Here is an 18,569-nt window from a genome sequence, read left to right as displayed (position 1 = left end):
CCGGGACACCGCCACTGCGGCAAGATCGGGATACTCAGCTTTGTCCGTCGGACGCAGCCTCGGTGATCAGTTCGGCCACCGCTACCGGCTGCGACGCCAGCGACGCATGACTGGCATCCAGCGTGATGCAGGCACGTGGCTGCATGCGCGCCGCCATGCGCCGCTGGTTGTCAGGGTGGATCATGTGGTCCGCGCTGGAGACCTGGTACCAGCTCGGCTTGTGCCGCCATGCCGGGTCACTGACGGCATCACCGAACGTGCTCGCCAGCGGCGCCTTCTGGGTGACCGCCATCACCCGCGCCTCGTCGGCCTGCAGGTCCTGGCAGAAACTCTCATGGAACTTGTCGGGCTGCAGCCACAGGTAGCCGTCGCTGTCCGGCGCCAGATTGGCCGCCGCCTGCGGCAGCTGTTCCTGGGTAATGCCGCCGGGACTCTCGCCCGCATCCGGTGCGAACGCGGCGATGAAGACCAGGCCGGTCACGTTGGGTTCGTTTCCGGCTTCGGAGATCACCGCGCCACCATAGGAATGACCGACCAGCAGCACCGGCCCCGGGATCTGACGGATCATGCGCCGGGTCCGCTCTGCGTCGTCGGCCAGCGACGTCAACGGCAGCTCCACGGCATGCAGGTCGTGGAAACCCCGGCGATCGAGCTCCAGTATCACCTTGGCCCAATGCGCGGCGCCGCCCCAGAAACCATGAACCAGAATGATGCTTGGCTTGCTCATCTTGCAGAACTCCTCACTTGGATGGGATCGTTGCCTGACAGCCACCAGTGCTGCCTGAAGCCACCCGACCAGACTACGGATCGCCCCTGCCAGCGGCGATGCACGGACTCCTGAAAACCATGCCAAGGCTCCACATCACCGAATCGCTTCAGGCCGGGTCCGACGCCTTGTTTGCGATCTTCCAGTCCTCGCGCATGCACGGCGGCGACATCACCCGCCACGTCGTGCAGCCCGGTGGATCCCGCATCATTGCCGAGGGACGCGGCTGCTTCCACTTCATCGAACAGGGCACGGCACGCCTGCATGCGGATGCCGCGGTGGTGCCGCTGCAGACCGGCGAGCTGCTGTTGATGCCGCATGGCCGGACACATCGCATCGACTGTGCCAGCGACGCGCCGCAGCCTGCCCATCTGACCACGGCATCCTTTGGGTTTGATGGCCCAGGCAGCCAATTGCTGCTTGATGCCCTGCCCGGCTGGCTGCACGTCCCCGGAGTGGACCGGATGCCGAACGGATTTCCCGCCAGCTCAGCCGATTGGGTGGCGGTAACGCTGGGCGCGATCCAGGTTGAAGCGGCCCGGCCCACGCTGGGCAGTGGACTGATGCTGTCACGCCTGCTCGACCTGTTGTTTGTCTGGACGCTGCGCTATTGGCTGGGAACCTCCAACCCACACAACTGTCAACGCCTGCACGCGTTGGCCGACCCATTGATCGGGCGGGCACTGGCGTTGATGCAGGCACACCCCGCACAGGCGTGGACGGTCGAGTCTCTGGCGGCAAACCTGAATCAATCGCGCTCGAATTTCGCGCAGCGGTTCAGCCTGGCCACCGGCATGTCACCGATGCGCTATCTCGCTGGATCGCGGCTGCAACTGGCAGCGGAGCTGCTGCGCAGCGGAAACCGGCGGGTTTCGCAGATCGCCGGAGACGTCGGGTATCTCTCCGAACCGGCATTCAGCCGTGCGTTCCGCCGCGCCTTCGGCATGAGCCCGAATACCTGGCGCCAACAGATGGCAGCGTCGCGCGAATGAGGGGAAAACCCTCATCGCACATAGGCATCAGCCCTTCTATGCTGGCTCCACTACCCCACTGGAGGTCCGCATGAACACGCAAGAGCCCAGCCGCCACCCCAGCCCCGACCCGGCCGAGCGCGGCGCCTTCTTCCCCTCTCCTTACTCGCTGTCACAGTTCACCTCGGCCAAGAGCAACCTGTCTGGTGCCGACTATCCCGACGCGCGCCGGGATGGTCGCTGGAAGGTGCTGATGATCGCTGCGGACGAACGCTATCTGCCCACTGCCAACGGCCATCTGTTCTCCACCGGCAACCATCCGGTGGAAACCCTGCTGCCGATGTACCACCTGGACAAGGCTGGTTTCGACATCGATGTAGCCACGCTGTCCGGCAACGCCGCCAAGTTCGAGTGGTGGGCGTTCCCGCGCGAGGACACGGAGATAGGCGGCCTGTACGACCGCTACGAAGCCCGCTTCCGCCAGCCACTGCCGTTGGATGAAGTGGTGGCAGGCCTCGATGCCGCATCGGATTATGCAGCCGTGTTCATTCCCGGTGGCCATGGCGCACTTATCGGACTGCCGCAGAGCCGCGCGGTGAAGGCGACCCTGCACTGGGCGATGGCCGAGCAACGCCACATCATCACCCTTTGCCACGGCCCCGCTGCATTGCTGGCCGCAGGCGTCGACGAGGCCGATGGTGGTTCACTGTTCCGCGGCTACCGCATCTGTGCCTTCCCCGATGCGATGGACCGGCAGACGCCGGAGATCGGCTACATGCCCGGGCAGCTGCCGTGGTTCTTCGGTGAGCGCCTGGCACAGCAGGGCGTGCAGATCGTCAACGACGGCATCGATGGCAGCGTGCTGCAGGACCGCCTGCTGCTGACCGGCGACAGCCCGCTGGCCGGCAATGCGCTGGGCAAGCTGGCCGCACGCACGCTGCTCGACGCCCTCGCCGGGCGCTGACCCGGATGAGCGAATTGGTGCAGGCGTTGCTGGAGCTGGAACGCGCCCGCTCACTGAGTGCGGTCGGCGCGGTACTGCGCAGCATCTCTGCACCGCTCGGCTACGACCGCGTGCTGGTGTTCGCCACCGGCACGGGGTTGGAGCGCGGTACCCAGCGCGTGTACTGGATCGAGGGCGACTGGTTCGGTGACGGCAGCAGTACCGACCTCGCGCGCTACCTGCACGCCTGTCCGGTCAATCGCCACGTGCTGGACAGCGACGCGCCATTCTTCTGGAGCAAGCGCCAGGGCGTGCGCGGCGAACGCTATCAGGTGGTGAAGCAGCCACGTGGTGAAGGCCTGCACGGTCTGCAGGTGCCGGTGTTCGGTACCACCGGCCTGGAGGGCGCGATCAGTTTTGCCGGGACAGCGATCAATGCCTCGGCCAGCGCGCGACTGCTGCTGGATGCTGCTGCAACTGCAGCATTCCGTGCCGCACGCCGGCTTGCCGAATCGCCTGCCGAGCGTTCGGGAAGCGCACTCAGCAACCGCGAGCGCGAAGTGCTGCGCTGGGTCGCCGCCGGGCGCCGGCAAGCTGAGATCGCGGCCACGCTTGGGCTTTCCACGCGCACGGTGGAGAACCACCTGCGCCACGCGCGCCAACGGCTGGGTGTGGCTACCACCGCGCAGGCAGTGCGTGCTGCCAGCCGTCGCGGCGAGATCGAAGACTGATCACGGCGAGGCACTTCCGGTGGTCTGGGTCGCGTGTTACACACGCCATGCGCATGTGCGCGATTGCAGAAAGCAAGGATGATGCTGATGAAACTGCAACTGGCCTCGATGGCTGCATTGATGTTTGCATTGGGTAGCGTGGTACCGGCAACCAGCCACGCGGCCGGATCCCCCGGATCGACGACCGATTGCGTGCCCGTAAGACTTGGGCCCAACCTCGTGCATCAGCGCTGCACCGTAACCCGTACTCTGGCAGATGGCACCGTTTTCACGTCGGTGTACTGGATAGACGAGAACGGTCAGTGGTACCTCCCGGCAGACTGATCTGCATTGGACACCGACTACGACTACAAGGAGTGTGATCAATGACGCTGCACAATCGAATCACCGCTTTTTCCTTCGCTGCAGTGGTGACACTTGCCGCGCTGCTGCCTTCAGCACCGGCAAATGCCGCCGAAGAGGTCGGCCTGCAGGAAGAGTGCGTGCCCTTCCGTGCCGGCTTTGGCATCCATCAGCGCTGCACGCTGTACGTGGTCTATGACGACGGCACCCGCGTAGCCAGCGACCACTACAACCGCGACGAGAGCGGGATGATGTACGACCCCTGATCGCGCCCGCGCGATCCGCCGGGCGGCGCCTTCACCGCCCGTCCGGCATCTCCCAGCCGCCCATCCCGGCATACCGCTGCCCTCGCCTTCCATGGCATGCTTCGTGAAACCGTTTTCATGGAATGGAGGGATTCCACGATGTTGTCGCGTTTCCGTCGCCCTGCGCTGTGTGCGCTGTTGGTGCTTGCCCTGCCTGCCGTCGCCTGGGCCGCTACACCGGCGCCACTGAAAGTAATGTCGTTCAACGTCCGCACCCCGGCTGATACCGAACCGGGCAAGCGCTGGCCCGATCGCCGCGACGCGATGGTCAAGGTCATCCTGGATGCGCACCCGGCGGTGATCGGCACGCAGGAACTGGTGAAGGAACAGGCCGACTACCTGTCCGGACACTTGCCCGGCTACCGCTGGTTCGGCGAGGGCCGCCGCGGTGGCAGCGGCGATGAGCACATGGGCGTGTTCTACGACAGCAAGGTGCTGGCCATCGAGGAATCCGGCAACTTCTGGCTTTCGGATACGCCGGACGTGCCCGGCAGCATCACCTGGGGCAACCTGTACCCGCGCATGGTCACCTGGGCCCTGTTCCGGCGTCTGGACGACGGCCGTCGTTTCTACTTCATGAATACCCACCTGCCCTACCGTGACGAGGACGAGCCGCGCCGGGTGAAGGGTGCCGGACTGATCGGAAAGCGACTGGCGACGCTGCCGGTTGACCTGCCGGTGGTGTTGACCGGCGACTTCAACAGCGAACCCGGAGGAGACACCTACAAGGCGTTCACCCGCGTGCTGCAGGACACGCGCACCCAGGTAAAGGCGCCACAGGGCCCGCGCCTCACCTTCCATGACTTCACCGGCAAGGCCACCGTGCAGCTGGACTGGGTGCTGGTGCGCGGCTTCCATGCCCGCAGCTTCGTCACCGATGACCGTCGCATCGACGGTGTGCTGCCGTCGGATCATTTCCCGCTGGTGGTCGAGCTCGACTGGCCCACGCCGTGATCCTGCGCGGCAGCCGCTACGGTGGCGGCTGCCGTGACAACAACCGGTACAGTGCCTGGTGCTGATTGCGTGCCTGGCAGATGCGGGCACCTACGGCAAGGAACACGGCGATGCCGATCAGGCCCAGCCCCAGCAACGGATCCGGCAGGCGCACGAAGCCGATCGCCGCAGCCATCGTCGCCAGTACCAGCAGCACCACAACGGCCACCGACAGCCCGGCATCGGGTGGCCCCGGATCACCGAACAACATGCGCTGGGTATCCCGTTTGTCATCGGTCATCGTCTGTCCTCCCTATAGCCTGCCCCACTAGTTACACGGCGGATACGGCTTCCGGCAGAGTCAGAAACGTCATGACTGTGACCCCGTGCACGGCCCGTGCCGCACCCGCCCATCTTTGGCCATGAAAGAACAAAGGGACGGAAGCCATCGCTTCCGTCCCCTTCGGGTTACTGCACCTGCGCCACGCTCGGTGGCTGAGGCGACTGTCCCCAGCCGCCCAGCGCCTTGTACACACCGACCACGCTGACGTTGACTTCGGATTCGGCTGCGGCCAACGCGTCATCCGCAGCCAGTTGCGTGCGCTGTGCATCCAGCAGCGTGAGGAAATCCTCCGAGCCTTCGCGGTAGCGGATCTGTGCCAGCGATTCGGCACGACGTGCCGCCTGCGCCTGCTCGACCACGATCGCCAATCGCGCCTGCTGCTTGGAATAGCGGGTCAGCGCGTTCTCGGTATCTTCCAGGGCCAGCAGCACGGCCTGCTCATACTGTGCTGCCACGCCTTCGGCTTCCGCCTTGCTGGCGCGCAGGCGTGCACGCACGGTACCGAAGTCAAATGCCGCCCAGCTCAGCGACGGGGTCAGCGACCAGGCCTTGTTGTTGCCATTGACCAGGCCACTGGCATCGCCGCCGAGGAAGCCGACGAAGCCGGACAGCGACAACCGCGGGAACAGATCCGCCGTAGCCACGCCGACGCGGGCGGTCGCGGCCGCCAGGCGACGCTCCGCCACGCGCACGTCGGCGCGTTGGCGCAGCAGCTCGCGGGTATCGCCCAGCGGCAGTGCCTTGGCGAATGCCGGCACTTCGTGCGGCGCAAGCATGGCGGTCAGCGTCTCCGGCCGCTGGCCCAGCAGAACCGCCAGACGATTGCGCGACTGCGTTTCGGCCACTTCCAGCAGCGGGATATCGGCCTCGATCGCCTTCAGCCGCGCACGACTGCTCTGCACGTCCAGCTCACTGCCGGCGCCCAGCTCCCAGCGCGCCTCGGTCAGCTTCTGCGTCTCGCGCAGGTTGACCAGGGTGTGCTGGGCCACGGCGATGCGCTTCTGCGTGCCGCGCAGCTCGAAGTAGTTGCGCGCCACTTCGGCAGCGATCAGTACCTGCGCGTCGGCCAGGTTGGCCTGCTCGGCGTCGAGGTCGGCGCGCGCGGCTTCTGCAGCACGGCGCTTGCGGCCGAACAGATCCAGCTCCCAGCCGGCATCGAAGCCGAGCTGGTAGCTTTCACTGAACACCCGCTGCCCACCCAGCTGCGGATCGGGTTGCTTGCGGCGGTTATAGCTGCCGCCTGCGGTGATGTGCGGTGCCTGGTCGAAGCGGCTTTCGACGAACACCGCGCGGGCCTGGCTGACGCGGGCCACGGCCACGCGCAGGTCCAGATTGTCCGACAGTGCGCCGTGAACCAGTTCTTCCAGCACCGGATCATCGAACTGCGCCCACCAGCTGGCCACCGGCGAAGTAGTGCTGAAGACCGGCTGCTGCGCGCTCTGGAGGACCACTGGTTCCTGCACCGGGGCCTTGTAGTTCGGGCCGACGCTGACACAGCCCGCCAGCACCAGGCTGGAGACGGCCATCGCCAACGTGCGGATCACCATGGCAGCACCTCGCCCAGGTAGGTGAAGCTGCCGCTGGCACCGGATTCGCCGATCAGCGCCATCTGCACGCTGGAGCGCGCGCCTTCTGCGATTTCGATTTCGCCGTTGCCGCCGTTCATGTCGGTCTTCACGTAACCCGGATGCACGGTATTGACCTTGATCGGGGTGTTGCGCAGCTCGTAGGCCAGGCTCAGGGTCCAGCTGTTCACCGCGGCCTTGGACGCGTTGTAGGCGGGAATCTTGAAGTCGTAGATGCCCGATGCGGGATCCGCGTGCAGGGTCTGTGAGCCGAGCATGCTGGACACATTGACGATGCGGCCGGACTTTGCCTGCTTGATCAGCGGCAGGAAAGCCTGGGTGACCGCCACCAGCGCGTACACGTTGGTATCGAAGGTGCGCTTCCAGGTGTCCAGCGACTGTTCCGACGGCGCCTGCGCCGGGTTCTCGATCATGATGCCGGCGTTGTTGACCAGGATATCCAGTCGTCCGTGGCGCTGGCGTACCTGCTCGACCGCTTCGGCGATGCTGGCCGCGTCGGTCACGTCCAGTTGCAGGGCTTCGACCGGCAGGCCTTCAGCCTGCAGCTTCAGTGCCAGCTCGACCGCCGTTTCGCGCTTGCGACCGGCCAGCAGCGTGTGCACGCCCGCCTGGGCGAGCTGGCGCACGGTTTCCAGTCCGATGCCACGGGTGGCGCCGGTGACCAGCGCGATCTTGTTCTGATGGGTATTCATGGATGCATGCCTTGTGAGGGGAAGCCGCCGCCGGCCATTGACGGGCGGCGACGGGGTTCCATGTCAGTGGTGGATGGTCGGCTCGCCGTGCTGCACCAGCTGGCCACCACCGTTGCGGGTGACGAACTTGCGCAGGGCCACGTAGAACACCGGGGTGAGGAACAGGCCGAACAGGGTCACGCCCAGCATGCCGGCGAACACAGTGATACCGGTCACCGAGCGCACCTCGGCACCCGCACCGTGCGACAGCACCAGCGGTACGGTGCCGGCGATGAACGCGATGGAGGTCATCACGATCGGGCGCAGACGCAGGCGGCAGGCTTCCAATGCAGCTTCAACGATTCCCTTGCCGCCCATCTCCAGCTCTCTGGCGAATTCGACGATCAGGATCGCGTTCTTGCACGCCAGGCCCATCAGCACCACCAGGCCGACCTGCACGAACACGTTGTTGTCACCACCGGTCAACCACACGCCGAACAACGCGGACAGCAGGGTCATCGGCACGATCAGGATCACCGCCAGCGGCAGCGACCAGCTCTCGTACAGCGCAGCCAGCACCAGGAAGGCCAGCATGATCGCCACCGGGAACACGATGAAGGCCGCCTTGCCCTGGGTCGCCTGCTGGTAGCTCAGGTCGGTCCATTCGGTGGTCATGCCCACCGGCAACACCTTGCCGGCGATCTCGGTCAGCTTGTTCATCGCCTCGGCCGAGGACAGCAGGCGCGGGTCGGCTTCGCCGGCCAGGTCTGCTGCCGGATAGCCATTGAAACGCAGCACCGGGTCCGGGCCGAAGGTCTGCTTGATGGTGACCATCGAACCGATCGGCACCATCTCGCCACGGTCGTTGCGGGTGCGCAGCTTGCCGATGTCCTCGACCGTCTCGCGGTACGGACCGTCTGCCTGGGCGATCACCTGCCAGGTACGGCCGAACTGGTTGAAGTCGTTGACGTAGGCCGAACCCAGGTAGGTCTGCAGCGTGTCGAACAGTTCGGTGAGCTGCACGCCCTGTGCCTTGGCCTTGACGCGGTCCACCTCGGCATCCAGCTGCGGCACGTTGGCTTGGTAGCTGGAAATCGGGAAGGCCATGCCCGGCGTCTGCGCCACGGTACCCTGCATGGCCTGCACGGCATTCTGCAGTGCGCCGTAGCCCAGGTTGCCGCGGTCCTCGATGAACATCTGGTAGCCGTTGCCGTTACCCAGGCCGAGGATCGGCGGCGGCATCATCGCGAAGGCGAAGCCTTCCTGCAGCCCGGCGATCTTCTGGTTGATCTCGGCATTGATCTGCGCGGCGGTACGGCCATGACGCTCGGCGAACGGCTTGAGCGGAATAAACGCCACACCGGTATTCGGCGTGTTGGTGAACTGCAGCGCGTTCAGGCCCGGGAACGAGATGGTGTGGGCCACGCCATCGGTTTCCTGGGCGATCTTGGCAACCTTGCGCAGCATTTCATCGGTACGCGCAATCGACGAACCTTCCGGCAGCTTCACGCCGGCGATCAGGTACAGCTTGTCCTGGGTCGGGATGAAGCCCGGCGGCACCAGCTTGAAGATCACGCCGGTACCGACCAGCAGGATCGCGTAGACCACGAACACCGCACCACGACGGCCGAGGATGCGGGCAACGCCACGTTCGTACTTCTCCGAGCTGGACTTGAAGAAGCGGTTGAACGGACGGAACACCCAGCCGAACAGGCGGTCGATCAGGCGGCTCGGGCCGTCCTTCGGTGCGCCGTGGGCCTTCAGCAGGCGCGCGGCGAGGGCCGGCGACAGGGTCAGCGAGTTGATCGCCGAGATCACCGTGGAGATGGCGATGGTGACCGCGAACTGCTTGTAGAACTGTCCAGTAACACCCGACAGGAACGCCATCGGCACGAACACGGCGCACAGCACCAGCGCGATCGCCACGATCGGGCCGGAGACCTCGCGCATGGCCTGGTGGGCCGCCGCGGTGGGCGACAGTCCTTCCTCGATGTTGCGCTCGACGTTCTCCACCACCACGATCGCGTCGTCGACCACGATGCCGATCGCCAGCACCAGGCCGAACAGGCTCAGCGTGTTGATCGAGAAGCCCAGCAGGTACAGCGCGGCAAAGGTACCGACCACCGACACCGGCACCGCGATCAACGGAATGATCGAGGCACGCCAGGTCTGCAGGAACAGGATCACCACCAGCACCACCAGGGCGATGGCTTCCAGCAGCGTGGAGACCACGGCCTTGATCGAGTCACGCACGAAGATGGTGGTGTCATACACGGCTTCGTACTTCACGTCGGCCGGCATGGTCTTCTGCATCTCGTCCATCGTCGAGATGACCTGGTCGCGGATCTCCAGCGCGTTGGCGCCGGGCGACTGGAAGATACCGATACCGACCGAGTTCTTGCCGTCCAGCTGCGAGCGCAGGGTGTAGTCACCGGCGCCCAGTTCCAGGCGGGCCACATCGGCCAGGCGTACGATCTCGCCGTCCACACCGCTCTTGAGCACGATGTCGCCGAATTCCTTTTCGGTCTTCAGCCGGCCCTGGGCATTGATCAGGGTCAGGAACTGGCTGTTCGGCAGCGGTTCCGCACCGAGCTGGCCGGCCGAAACCTGCACGTTCTGCTCGCGCATGGCGCGCACCACGTCGCTGGCGGTCAGGCCGCGCGACGCCACCTTGTCCGGATCCAGCCAGGCGCGCATGGCGTAGTCGCCACCACCGAAGATCTGCGCGTCACCCACGCCCGGGATGCGCGCCAACGCATCCTTGACGTGCAGGCGGGCGTAGTTGCGCAGGTACAGGGTGTCGTACTTGCCTTGCGGCGAGGTCAGGTGCACCACCATCAGGAAGGTCGGTGACTGCTTCTGCGTGGTCACGCCCTGCCGGCGCACGTCCTCGGGCAGGCGCGCCTGCGCCTGCGCCACGCGGTTCTGCACCTTCACCGCCGCCGCGTCCGGGTCGGTGCCCGGGCGGAAGGTGACGGTCATCTGCAGCACGCCGTCCGAGCCGGCCACCGACTTCAGGTACATCATGCCTTCGACGCCATTGATCGCCTCTTCAAGCGGCGTGGCGACGGTCTCGGCAATGACCTTGGGGTTGGCGCCCGGATACACCGTGCGTACGACCACCGACGGCGGCACCACTTCCGGGTACTCGCTGATCGGCAGAATTGGAATCGTGATCAGGCCTGCGGCGAAGATCACGATCGACAGCACCGCCGCGAAGATCGGCCTGTCGATGAAGAAACGGGAAAAGTCCATGGAGGAATTCCTGGGAAAGGCGTTCGGCGGGCAACAGCCGCCCTGCCCCTCGTCACGTTGACGAAGGCAGGAACGGCTGCCGCTGGCGCCGGCAGCTAAGCGGGGACGCGGATCAGGAGCCGGCGGATCAGTGGTTCAGCGCAGCGGTGGCATCGCGGCCCGGTGCGGGCTTCGCGGCCTGTGGCTGCATCGCCACGGCCTTTGCCTGCACCGGCATGCCCGGCATGAAGACCTTCTGCACGCCGTCGATGATCACCTTGTCGCCGGCGGCCAGGCCGTGCTCGACAATGCGCAGGCCGTCGGCGGTGCGGCCGAGCTGGATGTCACGGCGCTGGGCCTTGCCATCCTTGTCGACCACGTACACGTACTTGCGGTCCTGGTCGGTCAGCACGGCCTTGTCGTCGATCAGCAGGGCCTGGAACTGGCCGCTGCCGAGCAGCTGCACGCGGGCGAACAGGCCCGGGGTGAACTGGCGGTCGGCGTTGTCCAGCAGTGCGCGGACACGGATGGTGCCGGTGCTGCGGGCGACCTGGTTGTCGAGGAAGTCGACCTTGCCCGCGTGCGGGTACCCCTCCTCACCGGACAGACCGACCTTCACCGGCAGCTCGCTGTCACGCTCGCTGGGGCGCTCGCCCTTGCGTGCCATCTGTGCGTAGCGCAGGAAGGTGCTTTCGTCGGCATCGAAGTAGACGAACACGGTATCCAGCGAAACCAGCGTGGTCAGTACGCTGGCGCTGTCGCCGGCGGTGACCAGGTTGCCGGCGGTGACCATCGCGCGGCCGGCACGGCCGTCGATCGGTGCACGCACCTTGGTGAACTCCAGGTTGAGGCGGGCCGCATCCAGGGCCGCCTGCGCGGCCTGCACGGCGGCGCCGGACTGATCGGCGGCGGCACGACGCTGCTCGGCCGTCTCGGTGGAAATGGCCTGCTGCTCAGACAGACGCTTGGCACGCTCGGATTCGCTACGGGCCAGCGTGGCCTGGGTGCGGGCACGGGCGAGTTCGGCGGCAGCGCGATCATACTCGGCCTGGTAGCTGCGCGCGTCGATGGTGAAGAGCACTTCGCCCTTCTTCACTTCCTGGCCTTCGACGTAGTTGACCTTGTCGATGTAGCCGGACACGCGCGGACGCAGTTCAACGCTCTGTACCGCTTCGACGCGGCCGCTGAACTCGTCCCACTGGCTGACCTGCTTGACCAGCACCGGCGCGGCGCTGACCTGCGGCGGCGGCGGTGCACCGGCTTCTTCGGCATGGCCGCCGCTGCAGGCCGCCAGCACGGCCGCGGCGAGGATCGACACGCCGGCCATCGCAATGCGATGACCGAAACGATGTGGGGTGGAATTGGGGGAAGTCATGGCATGCATCCGTACGGAGGGGTGGTACAGCTAGATGAGAACGTGTTGCAAAAAACAGGCGGCGTATCCTGCGACCTCAACCGTGGTCGAGGTCAAGCGACGCCCGCGGTATCGCGCCAGAGGGGAGGAACGTCCAGGTGCAGCAGGCCGCGCGGCAATTCGGCATCACTGCTGTCGCAGCGGACGATGGCGCGGTTGTCGCGGCAACCATCCAGCAGCGAGACCACGCGGCGGCCGACCAGCAGCGAGCTGGGCCACTCGATGCAGGCATTGGCCGCGTTGGCCGGGGTGCAGACGGGGCTGCAGACTTCCAGCATCTGCGCACGCACCCCCAGCGCCTGCGCTTCCTGGTGCACCACCTGCGCGTACATGCGCAGCGCGGCGGTAGTGATCGAGGTCTCGCCGTAGCCTGCCCATGGCTTGGCGTTGGCCGGGCTGCCGATCATCACGTAGCGGCGCGCATGCACGTTGTCCTGCAGCAGCGGCAGCAGATGACGCACTGCGTGCACGTGCGGCATCAGATCGGCCTGCATCGCGCCCAGCAGTTCATCGCCGTTGCGGTCGGTCACCCGGCCGCGGCGGTAAGGGCCGCCCATTGCGGCGATCACCGCTGCCAGCGGGCGCGGGCGATGCGCAATGCGTTCGGCCAATGCACGGGCCGAGCCGTCATCGCTGAGCGAACCCAGCAGCGTCTCCAGGCCCGGCTCGTCAGCGAACTGCTCATGCAGCGCCGCCAGCCGGCCTGGATCACGACCGACCACCAGCACCGGGCTTCCGGCTTCCAGCAATGCACCCACCACGCCCTGGCCGACGGCACCGGTGCCGCCGAGGACCAGGACTTCGGGCGTCAGTATCCCATTCACGGGACATTTCCTCCCAAATCCGGGATAGTCCCGATTCGACGCAGCCGGTCACCCTTGTGCGGGACCAGGCGGATGGCACCGCCACGCTGCTGACGCATGGGCGCGGTAAACTCACGGAAGTCCTTGTGTACCAAGGAACTCGGACGGGCTTCGACGGTCATCGCCAGGTCCAGGGTGTTCTGGCCGGCGTTCCGGAGTCGGGCAAGAATGTTGCGCAGGCTCATGGCGGACGGGCTCCAATTAACGAATGGCGCCACGATAGACCTCAAACCTTTACTTGATTAGTCCTGATTAAGGGGAATAATCATCCCGCTCCCGGTCCAATCGTTCTGTCACGATTGTCCCATCCCCGACGTCCAGGATCCCCGACCATGTCCCACGATCTCAACGAGACGCTGATCTTCGTCAAAGTGGTCGAGCAAGGCAGCTTCATTGCCGCTGCCAAATCGCTCGGCCTGCCCAAGACCACGGTCAGCCGCAAAGTGCAGGAACTGGAAACGCGCCTGGGTGCGCGCCTGCTGCACCGGACCACGCGCCGCCTCGGCCTCACCGAAGCCGGTTCGATCTACCACGAGCATTGCCAGCGCATTGCGCGCGAGCTGGAAGAAGCCGAGAGCGCAGTGAGCCAGCTGCAGTCCGGCCCGCGTGGCTGGCTGCGTTTCACCGTGCCCTATTCAATCGGCATCACCTGGATCGCCCCGCTGCTGGGCCAGTTCCATGCGCAGTATCCAGAGATCCGCCTGGACATGCATATGGGCAACGAGAAGCTGGACCTGATTGCTGGTGAAGCGGATCTTGCGCTGCGTGTCGGTGCCCTGCCCGATTCCAACCTGGTGGCGCGCAAGCTGGGCAGCCTGCGTACGCAGGTGTTCGCCAGCCCGGCCTACATCGAGCGCTATGGCGAACCGCTGCATCCGGAAGAACTGCAGTTCCATCGCATCCTGGCGATGCGCAAGCCGTACCACACCGGCAACTCGCCGCGCTTCACCTGGCAGCTGGGCGAGAACGGCGGCGAGCTGCGCGACTTCCCGGTCACCCCGCTGATGACCGCCAACGACATGTCTGCGTTGAACGGTGCGCTGGTGTGTGGCGAAGGCCTGCTGCTGACCGGCGACGTGATGGCCAAGCCGTTTGTTGAATCGGGCATGGTGCGCCGCGTGCTGGCCGGCTGGACCGGCCCGGAAGTGGACTTCAACGCTGTGTTCGCTGGCGGCCGCCTGGTTTCGCCGAAGGTACGTGCGTTCGTCGACTTCCTGGTCGAGAAGCTCAACTTCGATGCCAACTATATGCTGGCGCAATGCCCAGGCGCGAAGCTGGCGCAGCAGCAGAAGGAAAAGGAAGACGCCGCGCTGGAAAGCAGCGGCAAGCGGATCCTCGAGAAGGTGGCCGCTTCGGCGGCGTAACCGGACGCATCCACGCACGGCATGGATCTGGCCAGCGCGCGGCGCGGCGTTCTGTAGAGTCGAGCCATGCTCGACTGCTGTTGGGACCGCGCCGACCAAGGTCGGCATCTACCAGAAGAGGAGTCGAGCACGGCTCGACTCTACATGCGCTATCGGCGTGCCGAGCAAGCTCGGCACCTACAGAAAATACCGCCTGCAAGGGCGGCATTTTCGTTCCGGCTACGCCGAACTACCGGTAGATGCCGACCTTGGTCGGCGCCGTTCGGAGAAGCCGCAACCGGAAGCGCTATCGGCGTGCCGAGCAAGCTCGGCACCTACAGAAAATGCCGCCTGCAAGGGCGGCATTTTCGTTCCGGCCAGGCCGAGCTACCGGTAGATGCCGACCTTGGTCGGCGCCGTTCGGAGAAGCCGCGAACGGGAACGCTATCGGTGCGCCGAGCAAGCTCGGCACCTACAGAAAATGCCGCCTGCAAGGGCGGCATTTTCGTTCCGGCTACGCCGGAACAGCAGTAACGCTACGCGTTACTGCTTGAGCGGAATCACCCGGATTTCGACGCGGCGGTTCTTTGCACGGCCGGCATCGGTGCTGTTGTCGGCAATCGGGTACGACTTGCCGGCACCCAGCGTTTCGATACGTACGCTCTGCACGCCCTGGCCGATCAGGTACTGCGCGACCGAGTCGGCACGTTCCTTCGACAGGCGGTTGTTCACCGCGTCGCTGCCGATGCTGTCGGTGTGGCCGACCACTTCGATCATGGTCTGGTTGTAGTCGCGCAGGGTGCCTGCCACGCCGTTGAGCGAACCGTAGAACTGCGGCTTCAGGGTCGACTTGCCGAAGTCGAAGGTGATGCCGTCCGGCAGGTTCAGCATGATGTTGTCGCCCTGGCGCTGCACATCGATGCCGGTGTTGGCAGTGCGCTCGCGCAGCGCGCGTTCCTGGCGATCCTGGTACTGGCCGACGGCGGCGCCGCTGAGCGCACCGATACCGGCACCGATCAGTGCGTGCTGACGACGCTCGGTGGCGCTGTCGCCGGTCAGCAGGCCAGCGGCCACACCAATCGCGGTGCCGATCAGCGCATTGCGGCCGGTGCGGTTCTGCTGCTCGGTCGGGTTGCCGTACTGGTCACTCTGCACATAGGAGCCGCCAGTGGCGCAGGCCGACAGGACGGCCGCACTCATCAGAGCCAGTGCGACGTTGCGGGTAGTGTTGCGGATCATGGGGTTCTCCTTGGTTTCCGGTCGGGCCGGCGGCTTGCGGGCGCAGAGAGAATAAACAGCCCGATGCGATGCCGGAATGATGATGCGGCGTGGCGACAGGGCCGCGTTCAGCTAACTGACTGGATCACTCAGCCGCCACTTTACCCTTCTCCCGACTGGCGGTAAGCCGCCAACGCTGCGTCGCGGCCAACCGCCAGATCCACCAGCGGGGTACGCGGATAGCCCGGGGCATGCGCCGCCAGCAGTAGCGGATGCTGCCACGGCGCGAAACGCGCCTTCACCGGCAGTGCCGCCAGCTCGGGCACCCAGAGGCTGATGTAGCGGGCCTGTGGGTCGAACTTCTCGGCCTGGGTGACCGGGTTGAACACGCGGAAGTACGGCGCAGCATCGGCACCGGTTCCGGCCACCCATTGCCAGCCCATCGTGTTATTGGCCAGGTCGGCATCGACCAGAGTGTCCCAGAACCAGCGTGCGCCCTGCAGCCAGTGCGCACGCAGGTGCTTGCACAGGTAGCTGGCCACAATCATCCGCACCCGGTTATGCATGTAGCCGGTGTGCCACAGCTCGCGCAGGCCGGCATCGACGATAGGCACGCCGGTATTGCCGCGCTGCCAGTCGTGCAGTTGCGCTGCAGTGGGCGTGGCCCAAGGGAAACGGTCAAAGCGCGGGTTGAGGTTGTCGGTGGGCGTCTTCGGGAAGTGATGCAGCAGGTGGTAGGCGAAATCACGCCAGCCGAGCTGGCGCAGGTAGCCGTCGATGTCGGCGTCGGTGCCCGCACTGCGCAGGCCTTCCAGCGCGTGGGCAATGCGCCACGGTGCGATTTCGCCGAAATGCAGGTGCGGCGAAAGCCGCGAGGTGCCCACGCGATCCGGCAGGTCGCGCTGCTCGCGGTAACCGCGCAACGCACCGTCCTCGAACACGGACAACGCCTCCAGCGCGCCAGCCTCGCCCGGTTGCCAGTGCTCCCAGAAGCCGGTATCCCAGTCCAGCGTCGGTGCCAGCTGGAGATCATCCAGTGCGAGGCTGTCGACCGCGTGCGCCGCCAGCGCCTTCGGTGCGGCCTGCAATGCGGGCAGGCGCCAATGACTGAGCACGTTGCGCCAGTAGGGAGTGAACACCTTGTAAGGCTGGCCCTGCTGGGTCGCGATGTCCCAGGGCTCGAACAGCAGGCTGCCATTGCAGCTCTGCGCGTCGATGCCCTGCTCGCGCAGCGCGCGCTTGATGGTGGCGTCACGCGGCTGTGTGGCCGGTTCGTACTTGCGGTTCCAGTACACCGCCTCGGCGCCGGTCTGCTCGATCAGCGCCTGCAGCGTAGCCAGGCTCTCGCCGCTGCGCAGTACCAGGGCCGAACCGCGCGCGCGCAGGTCGGCGTCGAGCGCGGCCAGTGAGCGATGGCGCCACGCGTCCGATGCTGCGCCCGGCAACCACTCACCCTCCTCCTGCGGCGCATGGATGTAGACCGGTACCACTTCATGGCCGGCATCGAGCGCGGCCTGCAGGGCCGGATTGTCCTGCAGCCGTAGATCACGGCGAAACCACACCAACGCTACCGACACGTGCATCGCCTTCGTTCTGGATGCCGCACATGATAGCCAGCGGCGGTGAAGGCGTTGCGCGCGGCGGGGTCTGCTAGGCTGCCGGGCCCGTTACTGGAACACCTGCGCCATGGATGAGCTGCACGCTCCCTTCGCTCGCTTCGGCCTGCTGCAGGCCCAGGATGAACGTGACTGGGACGGACCCTTTCCGCTGCCATCGGTGCTGGCGCGCTTCTACGCGCAGGTCGGGCCACTGGGGCGCGAGATCAACGCCAGGGTTGGCCATGCCGGCATCACCATCCCCGGGCTCGAGGTGTGGGTGCCACCGCTGCAACGGCTGTGGCGCCATCAGGCCGGTTACCGCTGGAACGGCATCAGCGGCGAGGCGATCGAAGACTGGCCCGCCAACTGGTTGGTTGTGGCCGATCTCGGCGCCGATCCTTTCATCCTCGACCTGGACGATGGCCGCGTGCTGTTCGCACGACATGGCTGTGGACGATGGGAGCAGGACACACTTGTCGACGACCTGCCGACCCTGATGGCCATTCTGGCCGCGGCCGGCACTGTGTATCTGGAAGCCGGAGATGATCTCTACAACGATGACGACGGCGGCGGCATCCGCGCCGAATACCAGGAAGCTGCCGTGCAGGCAGTGGCCCGGGTGCTGGGCGACCGCCTGCAGGCCGAGGCCTTCATCGAGACGTTGCTGGGGTGAATCCACGCATGGCGTGGATCTACTTTTCGAAGCGCTCCATCGCCTTGCTGATCAGCGCACGCGCTTCGGCGGCGTTGCCCCAGCCGTTGAGTTGCACCGGGTTGCGCCCCGTCGGCAGGTCCTTGTAGACCCGGAAGAACGCCTCGATGCGCTGGCGCTCGATCTCCGGTAAATCCTGCAGATCGCGGATAGTGGCGTAGGTCGGGTCGACCTTGTCGGTCGGCACGCCGATGATCTTCTCGTCGTGCTCACCGCCGTCGATCATCTTCAGGTAGCCGATCGGCCGGAAGCGCACGATCACGCCCGGATGCAGCGGTTCGCGGGTCAGCACCAGCGCATCCAGCGGATCATTGTCACCGGCCAGGGTGCGCGGCATCGAGCCGTAGTTGGCCGGATAGCCACCGGCATCGACTGGAAGCGGTCCACATGCACCAGACCGTCTTCCTTGATCTCGTACTTGGTGAAGCTGCCGGCCGGAATCTCCACCGCCAGATTCACCTCCTGCGGGGCCTGCTTCGGCTGCGCCACCAGGAACGGATGCAACACGGTATCGGCAGCGGTCACCGCACTGGCCAGCAACAACAGGGCGGCACCGATGGCAGCGAGAGGAACGATGCGACGGGGCGCGTTCATGT

General features: G+C 65.8%; 18 protein-coding genes and 1 pseudogene. 8 read left to right on the top strand and 11 right to left on the bottom strand.

Translation table 11 applies throughout. The features are described 5' to 3' along the window. Positions 1–34 precede the first annotated feature (34 nt). The gene (locus FQS62_RS08895) at positions 35–727 is read right to left on the bottom strand and encodes an alpha/beta hydrolase (RefSeq protein WP_208043979.1); all 693 of its coding nucleotides are present in this window, start codon (positions 725–727) and stop codon (positions 35–37) included. 47 nt (positions 728–774) lie between these two features. Here FQS62_RS08895 and FQS62_RS08890 point away from each other — a divergent pair, with 47 nt between their 5' ends. From FQS62_RS08890 to FQS62_RS08865, 6 genes are all read left to right on the top strand, one after another. Continuing rightward, positions 775–1,758 carry an AraC family transcriptional regulator gene (locus tag FQS62_RS08890; RefSeq protein ID WP_226053534.1) on the top strand — a complete coding sequence of 328 codons (984 nt, stop codon included), beginning with the start codon at positions 775–777 and terminating at the stop codon, positions 1,756–1,758. 70 nt (positions 1,759–1,828) lie between these two features. After that, positions 1,829–2,701 carry a glyoxalase III HchA gene (hchA, locus tag FQS62_RS08885; protein ID WP_208043978.1) on the top strand — a complete coding sequence of 291 codons (873 nt, stop codon included), beginning with the start codon at positions 1,829–1,831 and terminating at the stop codon, positions 2,699–2,701. 5 nt (positions 2,702–2,706) lie between these two features. Then, entirely contained in the window at positions 2,707–3,411 is a 705-nt protein-coding gene (locus FQS62_RS08880; RefSeq protein ID WP_049446285.1) for a PA1136 family autoinducer-binding transcriptional regulator, read from the top strand. 87 nt (positions 3,412–3,498) lie between these two features. After that, positions 3,499–3,735: a hypothetical protein gene (locus FQS62_RS08875; protein ID WP_080392814.1), complete on the top strand. Its 237-nt coding sequence runs from the start codon at positions 3,499–3,501 to the stop codon at positions 3,733–3,735. Between the two features lie 41 nt (positions 3,736–3,776). Further along, positions 3,777–4,019, top strand: coding sequence for a hypothetical protein (locus tag FQS62_RS08870; protein WP_208043977.1), 243 nt, complete (start codon positions 3,777–3,779; stop codon positions 4,017–4,019). Positions 4,020–4,157: 138 nt separating this feature from the next. Next, positions 4,158–5,012 carry an endonuclease/exonuclease/phosphatase family protein gene (locus FQS62_RS08865; protein ID WP_208043976.1) on the top strand — a complete coding sequence of 285 codons (855 nt, stop codon included), beginning with the start codon at positions 4,158–4,160 and terminating at the stop codon, positions 5,010–5,012. Between the two features lie 16 nt (positions 5,013–5,028). Here FQS62_RS08865 and FQS62_RS08860 read toward each other — a convergent pair whose 3' ends face one another. From FQS62_RS08860 to FQS62_RS08830, 7 genes are all read right to left on the bottom strand, one after another. Further along, positions 5,029–5,292, bottom strand: a complete 264-nt coding sequence (locus tag FQS62_RS08860) for a hypothetical protein (protein WP_049446280.1) — start codon at positions 5,290–5,292, stop codon at positions 5,029–5,031. 167 nt (positions 5,293–5,459) lie between these two features. Next, positions 5,460–6,881, bottom strand: a complete 1,422-nt coding sequence (locus FQS62_RS08855) for an efflux transporter outer membrane subunit (protein WP_208043975.1) — start codon at positions 6,879–6,881, stop codon at positions 5,460–5,462. Continuing rightward, on the bottom strand, positions 6,875–7,612 hold the full coding sequence (locus tag FQS62_RS08850) for an SDR family oxidoreductase (protein ID WP_088479959.1): 738 nt from the start codon (positions 7,610–7,612) through the stop codon (positions 6,875–6,877). The genes FQS62_RS08855 and FQS62_RS08850 overlap by 7 nt, the downstream gene beginning before the upstream one ends. A gap of 63 nt (positions 7,613–7,675) precedes the next feature. Then, the gene (locus tag FQS62_RS08845; protein ID WP_208043974.1) at positions 7,676–10,846 is read right to left on the bottom strand and encodes an efflux RND transporter permease subunit; all 3,171 of its coding nucleotides are present in this window, start codon (positions 10,844–10,846) and stop codon (positions 7,676–7,678) included. Between the two features lie 127 nt (positions 10,847–10,973). Continuing rightward, positions 10,974–12,200, bottom strand: a complete 1,227-nt coding sequence (locus tag FQS62_RS08840) for an efflux RND transporter periplasmic adaptor subunit (RefSeq protein WP_057499355.1) — start codon at positions 12,198–12,200, stop codon at positions 10,974–10,976. Between the two features lie 92 nt (positions 12,201–12,292). Further along, on the bottom strand, positions 12,293–13,063 hold the full coding sequence (locus FQS62_RS08835; RefSeq protein WP_049446271.1) for an SDR family NAD(P)-dependent oxidoreductase: 771 nt from the start codon (positions 13,061–13,063) through the stop codon (positions 12,293–12,295). Beyond that, entirely contained in the window at positions 13,060–13,287 is a 228-nt protein-coding gene (locus FQS62_RS08830) for a hypothetical protein (RefSeq protein WP_049414419.1), read from the bottom strand. Before FQS62_RS08830 ends, FQS62_RS08835 begins: the two co-directional genes overlap by 4 nt. A gap of 147 nt (positions 13,288–13,434) precedes the next feature. Between FQS62_RS08830 and FQS62_RS08825 the strand changes: the two genes are divergently transcribed. Next, positions 13,435–14,466 carry a LysR family transcriptional regulator gene (locus FQS62_RS08825; RefSeq protein WP_005409107.1) on the top strand — a complete coding sequence of 344 codons (1,032 nt, stop codon included), beginning with the start codon at positions 13,435–13,437 and terminating at the stop codon, positions 14,464–14,466. Between the two features lie 522 nt (positions 14,467–14,988). Here FQS62_RS08825 and FQS62_RS08820 read toward each other — a convergent pair. Both FQS62_RS08820 and FQS62_RS08815 read right to left on the bottom strand, forming a co-directional pair. Further along, positions 14,989–15,684, bottom strand: coding sequence for a YiaD family glycine zipper/OmpA-like lipoprotein (locus FQS62_RS08820; protein ID WP_010484399.1), 696 nt, complete (start codon positions 15,682–15,684; stop codon positions 14,989–14,991). 140 nt (positions 15,685–15,824) lie between these two features. Continuing rightward, positions 15,825–17,240 carry a cryptochrome/photolyase family protein gene (locus FQS62_RS08815; RefSeq protein WP_208044006.1) on the bottom strand — a complete coding sequence of 472 codons (1,416 nt, stop codon included), beginning with the start codon at positions 17,238–17,240 and terminating at the stop codon, positions 15,825–15,827. 109 nt (positions 17,241–17,349) lie between these two features. On the opposite strand from FQS62_RS08815, the gene FQS62_RS08810 reads away from it, so the two are divergent. Next, positions 17,350–17,934: a hypothetical protein gene (locus tag FQS62_RS08810; protein WP_208043973.1), complete on the top strand. Its 585-nt coding sequence runs from the start codon at positions 17,350–17,352 to the stop codon at positions 17,932–17,934. A 19-nt stretch (positions 17,935–17,953) separates the two neighbouring features. Here FQS62_RS08810 and FQS62_RS08805 read toward each other — a convergent pair. Next, positions 17,954–18,567 (bottom strand): annotated as a pseudogene (locus FQS62_RS08805) (inorganic diphosphatase). Positions 18,568–18,569 lie beyond the last annotated feature (2 nt).

Source organism: Stenotrophomonas sp. SBJS02 (assembly GCF_020428325.2).
GTDB classification, from domain to species: Bacteria; Pseudomonadota; Gammaproteobacteria; order Xanthomonadales; family Xanthomonadaceae; genus Stenotrophomonas; species Stenotrophomonas africana.
Note: the sequence above shows the minus strand (reverse complement) of the source record. Positions and strands in the feature narration are given on the sequence as shown.

Excerpts from the sequence above, each read along its gene's own strand:
- FQS62_RS08895 (WP_208043979.1), bottom strand. The coding sequence starts at position 727 with ATGAGCAAGCCAAGCATCATTCTGGTTCATGGTTTCTGGGGCGGCGCC.
- hchA (WP_208043978.1), top strand. The coding sequence starts at position 1,829 with ATGAACACGCAAGAGCCCAGCCGCCACCCCAGCCCCGACCCGGCCGAG.
- FQS62_RS08880 (WP_049446285.1), top strand. The coding sequence starts at position 2,707 with ATGAGCGAATTGGTGCAGGCGTTGCTGGAGCTGGAACGCGCCCGCTCA.
- FQS62_RS08875 (WP_080392814.1), top strand. The coding sequence starts at position 3,499 with ATGAAACTGCAACTGGCCTCGATGGCTGCATTGATGTTTGCATTGGGT.
- FQS62_RS08870 (WP_208043977.1), top strand. The coding sequence starts at position 3,777 with ATGACGCTGCACAATCGAATCACCGCTTTTTCCTTCGCTGCAGTGGTG.
- FQS62_RS08865 (WP_208043976.1), top strand. The coding sequence starts at position 4,158 with ATGTTGTCGCGTTTCCGTCGCCCTGCGCTGTGTGCGCTGTTGGTGCTT.
- FQS62_RS08860 (WP_049446280.1), bottom strand. The coding sequence starts at position 5,292 with ATGACCGATGACAAACGGGATACCCAGCGCATGTTGTTCGGTGATCCG.
- FQS62_RS08855 (WP_208043975.1), bottom strand. The coding sequence starts at position 6,881 with ATGGTGATCCGCACGTTGGCGATGGCCGTCTCCAGCCTGGTGCTGGCG.
- FQS62_RS08850 (WP_088479959.1), bottom strand. The coding sequence starts at position 7,612 with ATGAATACCCATCAGAACAAGATCGCGCTGGTCACCGGCGCCACCCGT.
- FQS62_RS08845 (WP_208043974.1), bottom strand. The coding sequence starts at position 10,846 with ATGGACTTTTCCCGTTTCTTCATCGACAGGCCGATCTTCGCGGCGGTG.
- FQS62_RS08840 (WP_057499355.1), bottom strand. The coding sequence starts at position 12,200 with ATGACTTCCCCCAATTCCACCCCACATCGTTTCGGTCATCGCATTGCG.
- FQS62_RS08830 (WP_049414419.1), bottom strand. The coding sequence starts at position 13,287 with ATGAGCCTGCGCAACATTCTTGCCCGACTCCGGAACGCCGGCCAGAAC.
- FQS62_RS08825 (WP_005409107.1), top strand. The coding sequence starts at position 13,435 with ATGTCCCACGATCTCAACGAGACGCTGATCTTCGTCAAAGTGGTCGAG.
- FQS62_RS08820 (WP_010484399.1), bottom strand. The coding sequence starts at position 15,684 with ATGATCCGCAACACTACCCGCAACGTCGCACTGGCTCTGATGAGTGCG.
- FQS62_RS08810 (WP_208043973.1), top strand. The coding sequence starts at position 17,350 with ATGGATGAGCTGCACGCTCCCTTCGCTCGCTTCGGCCTGCTGCAGGCC.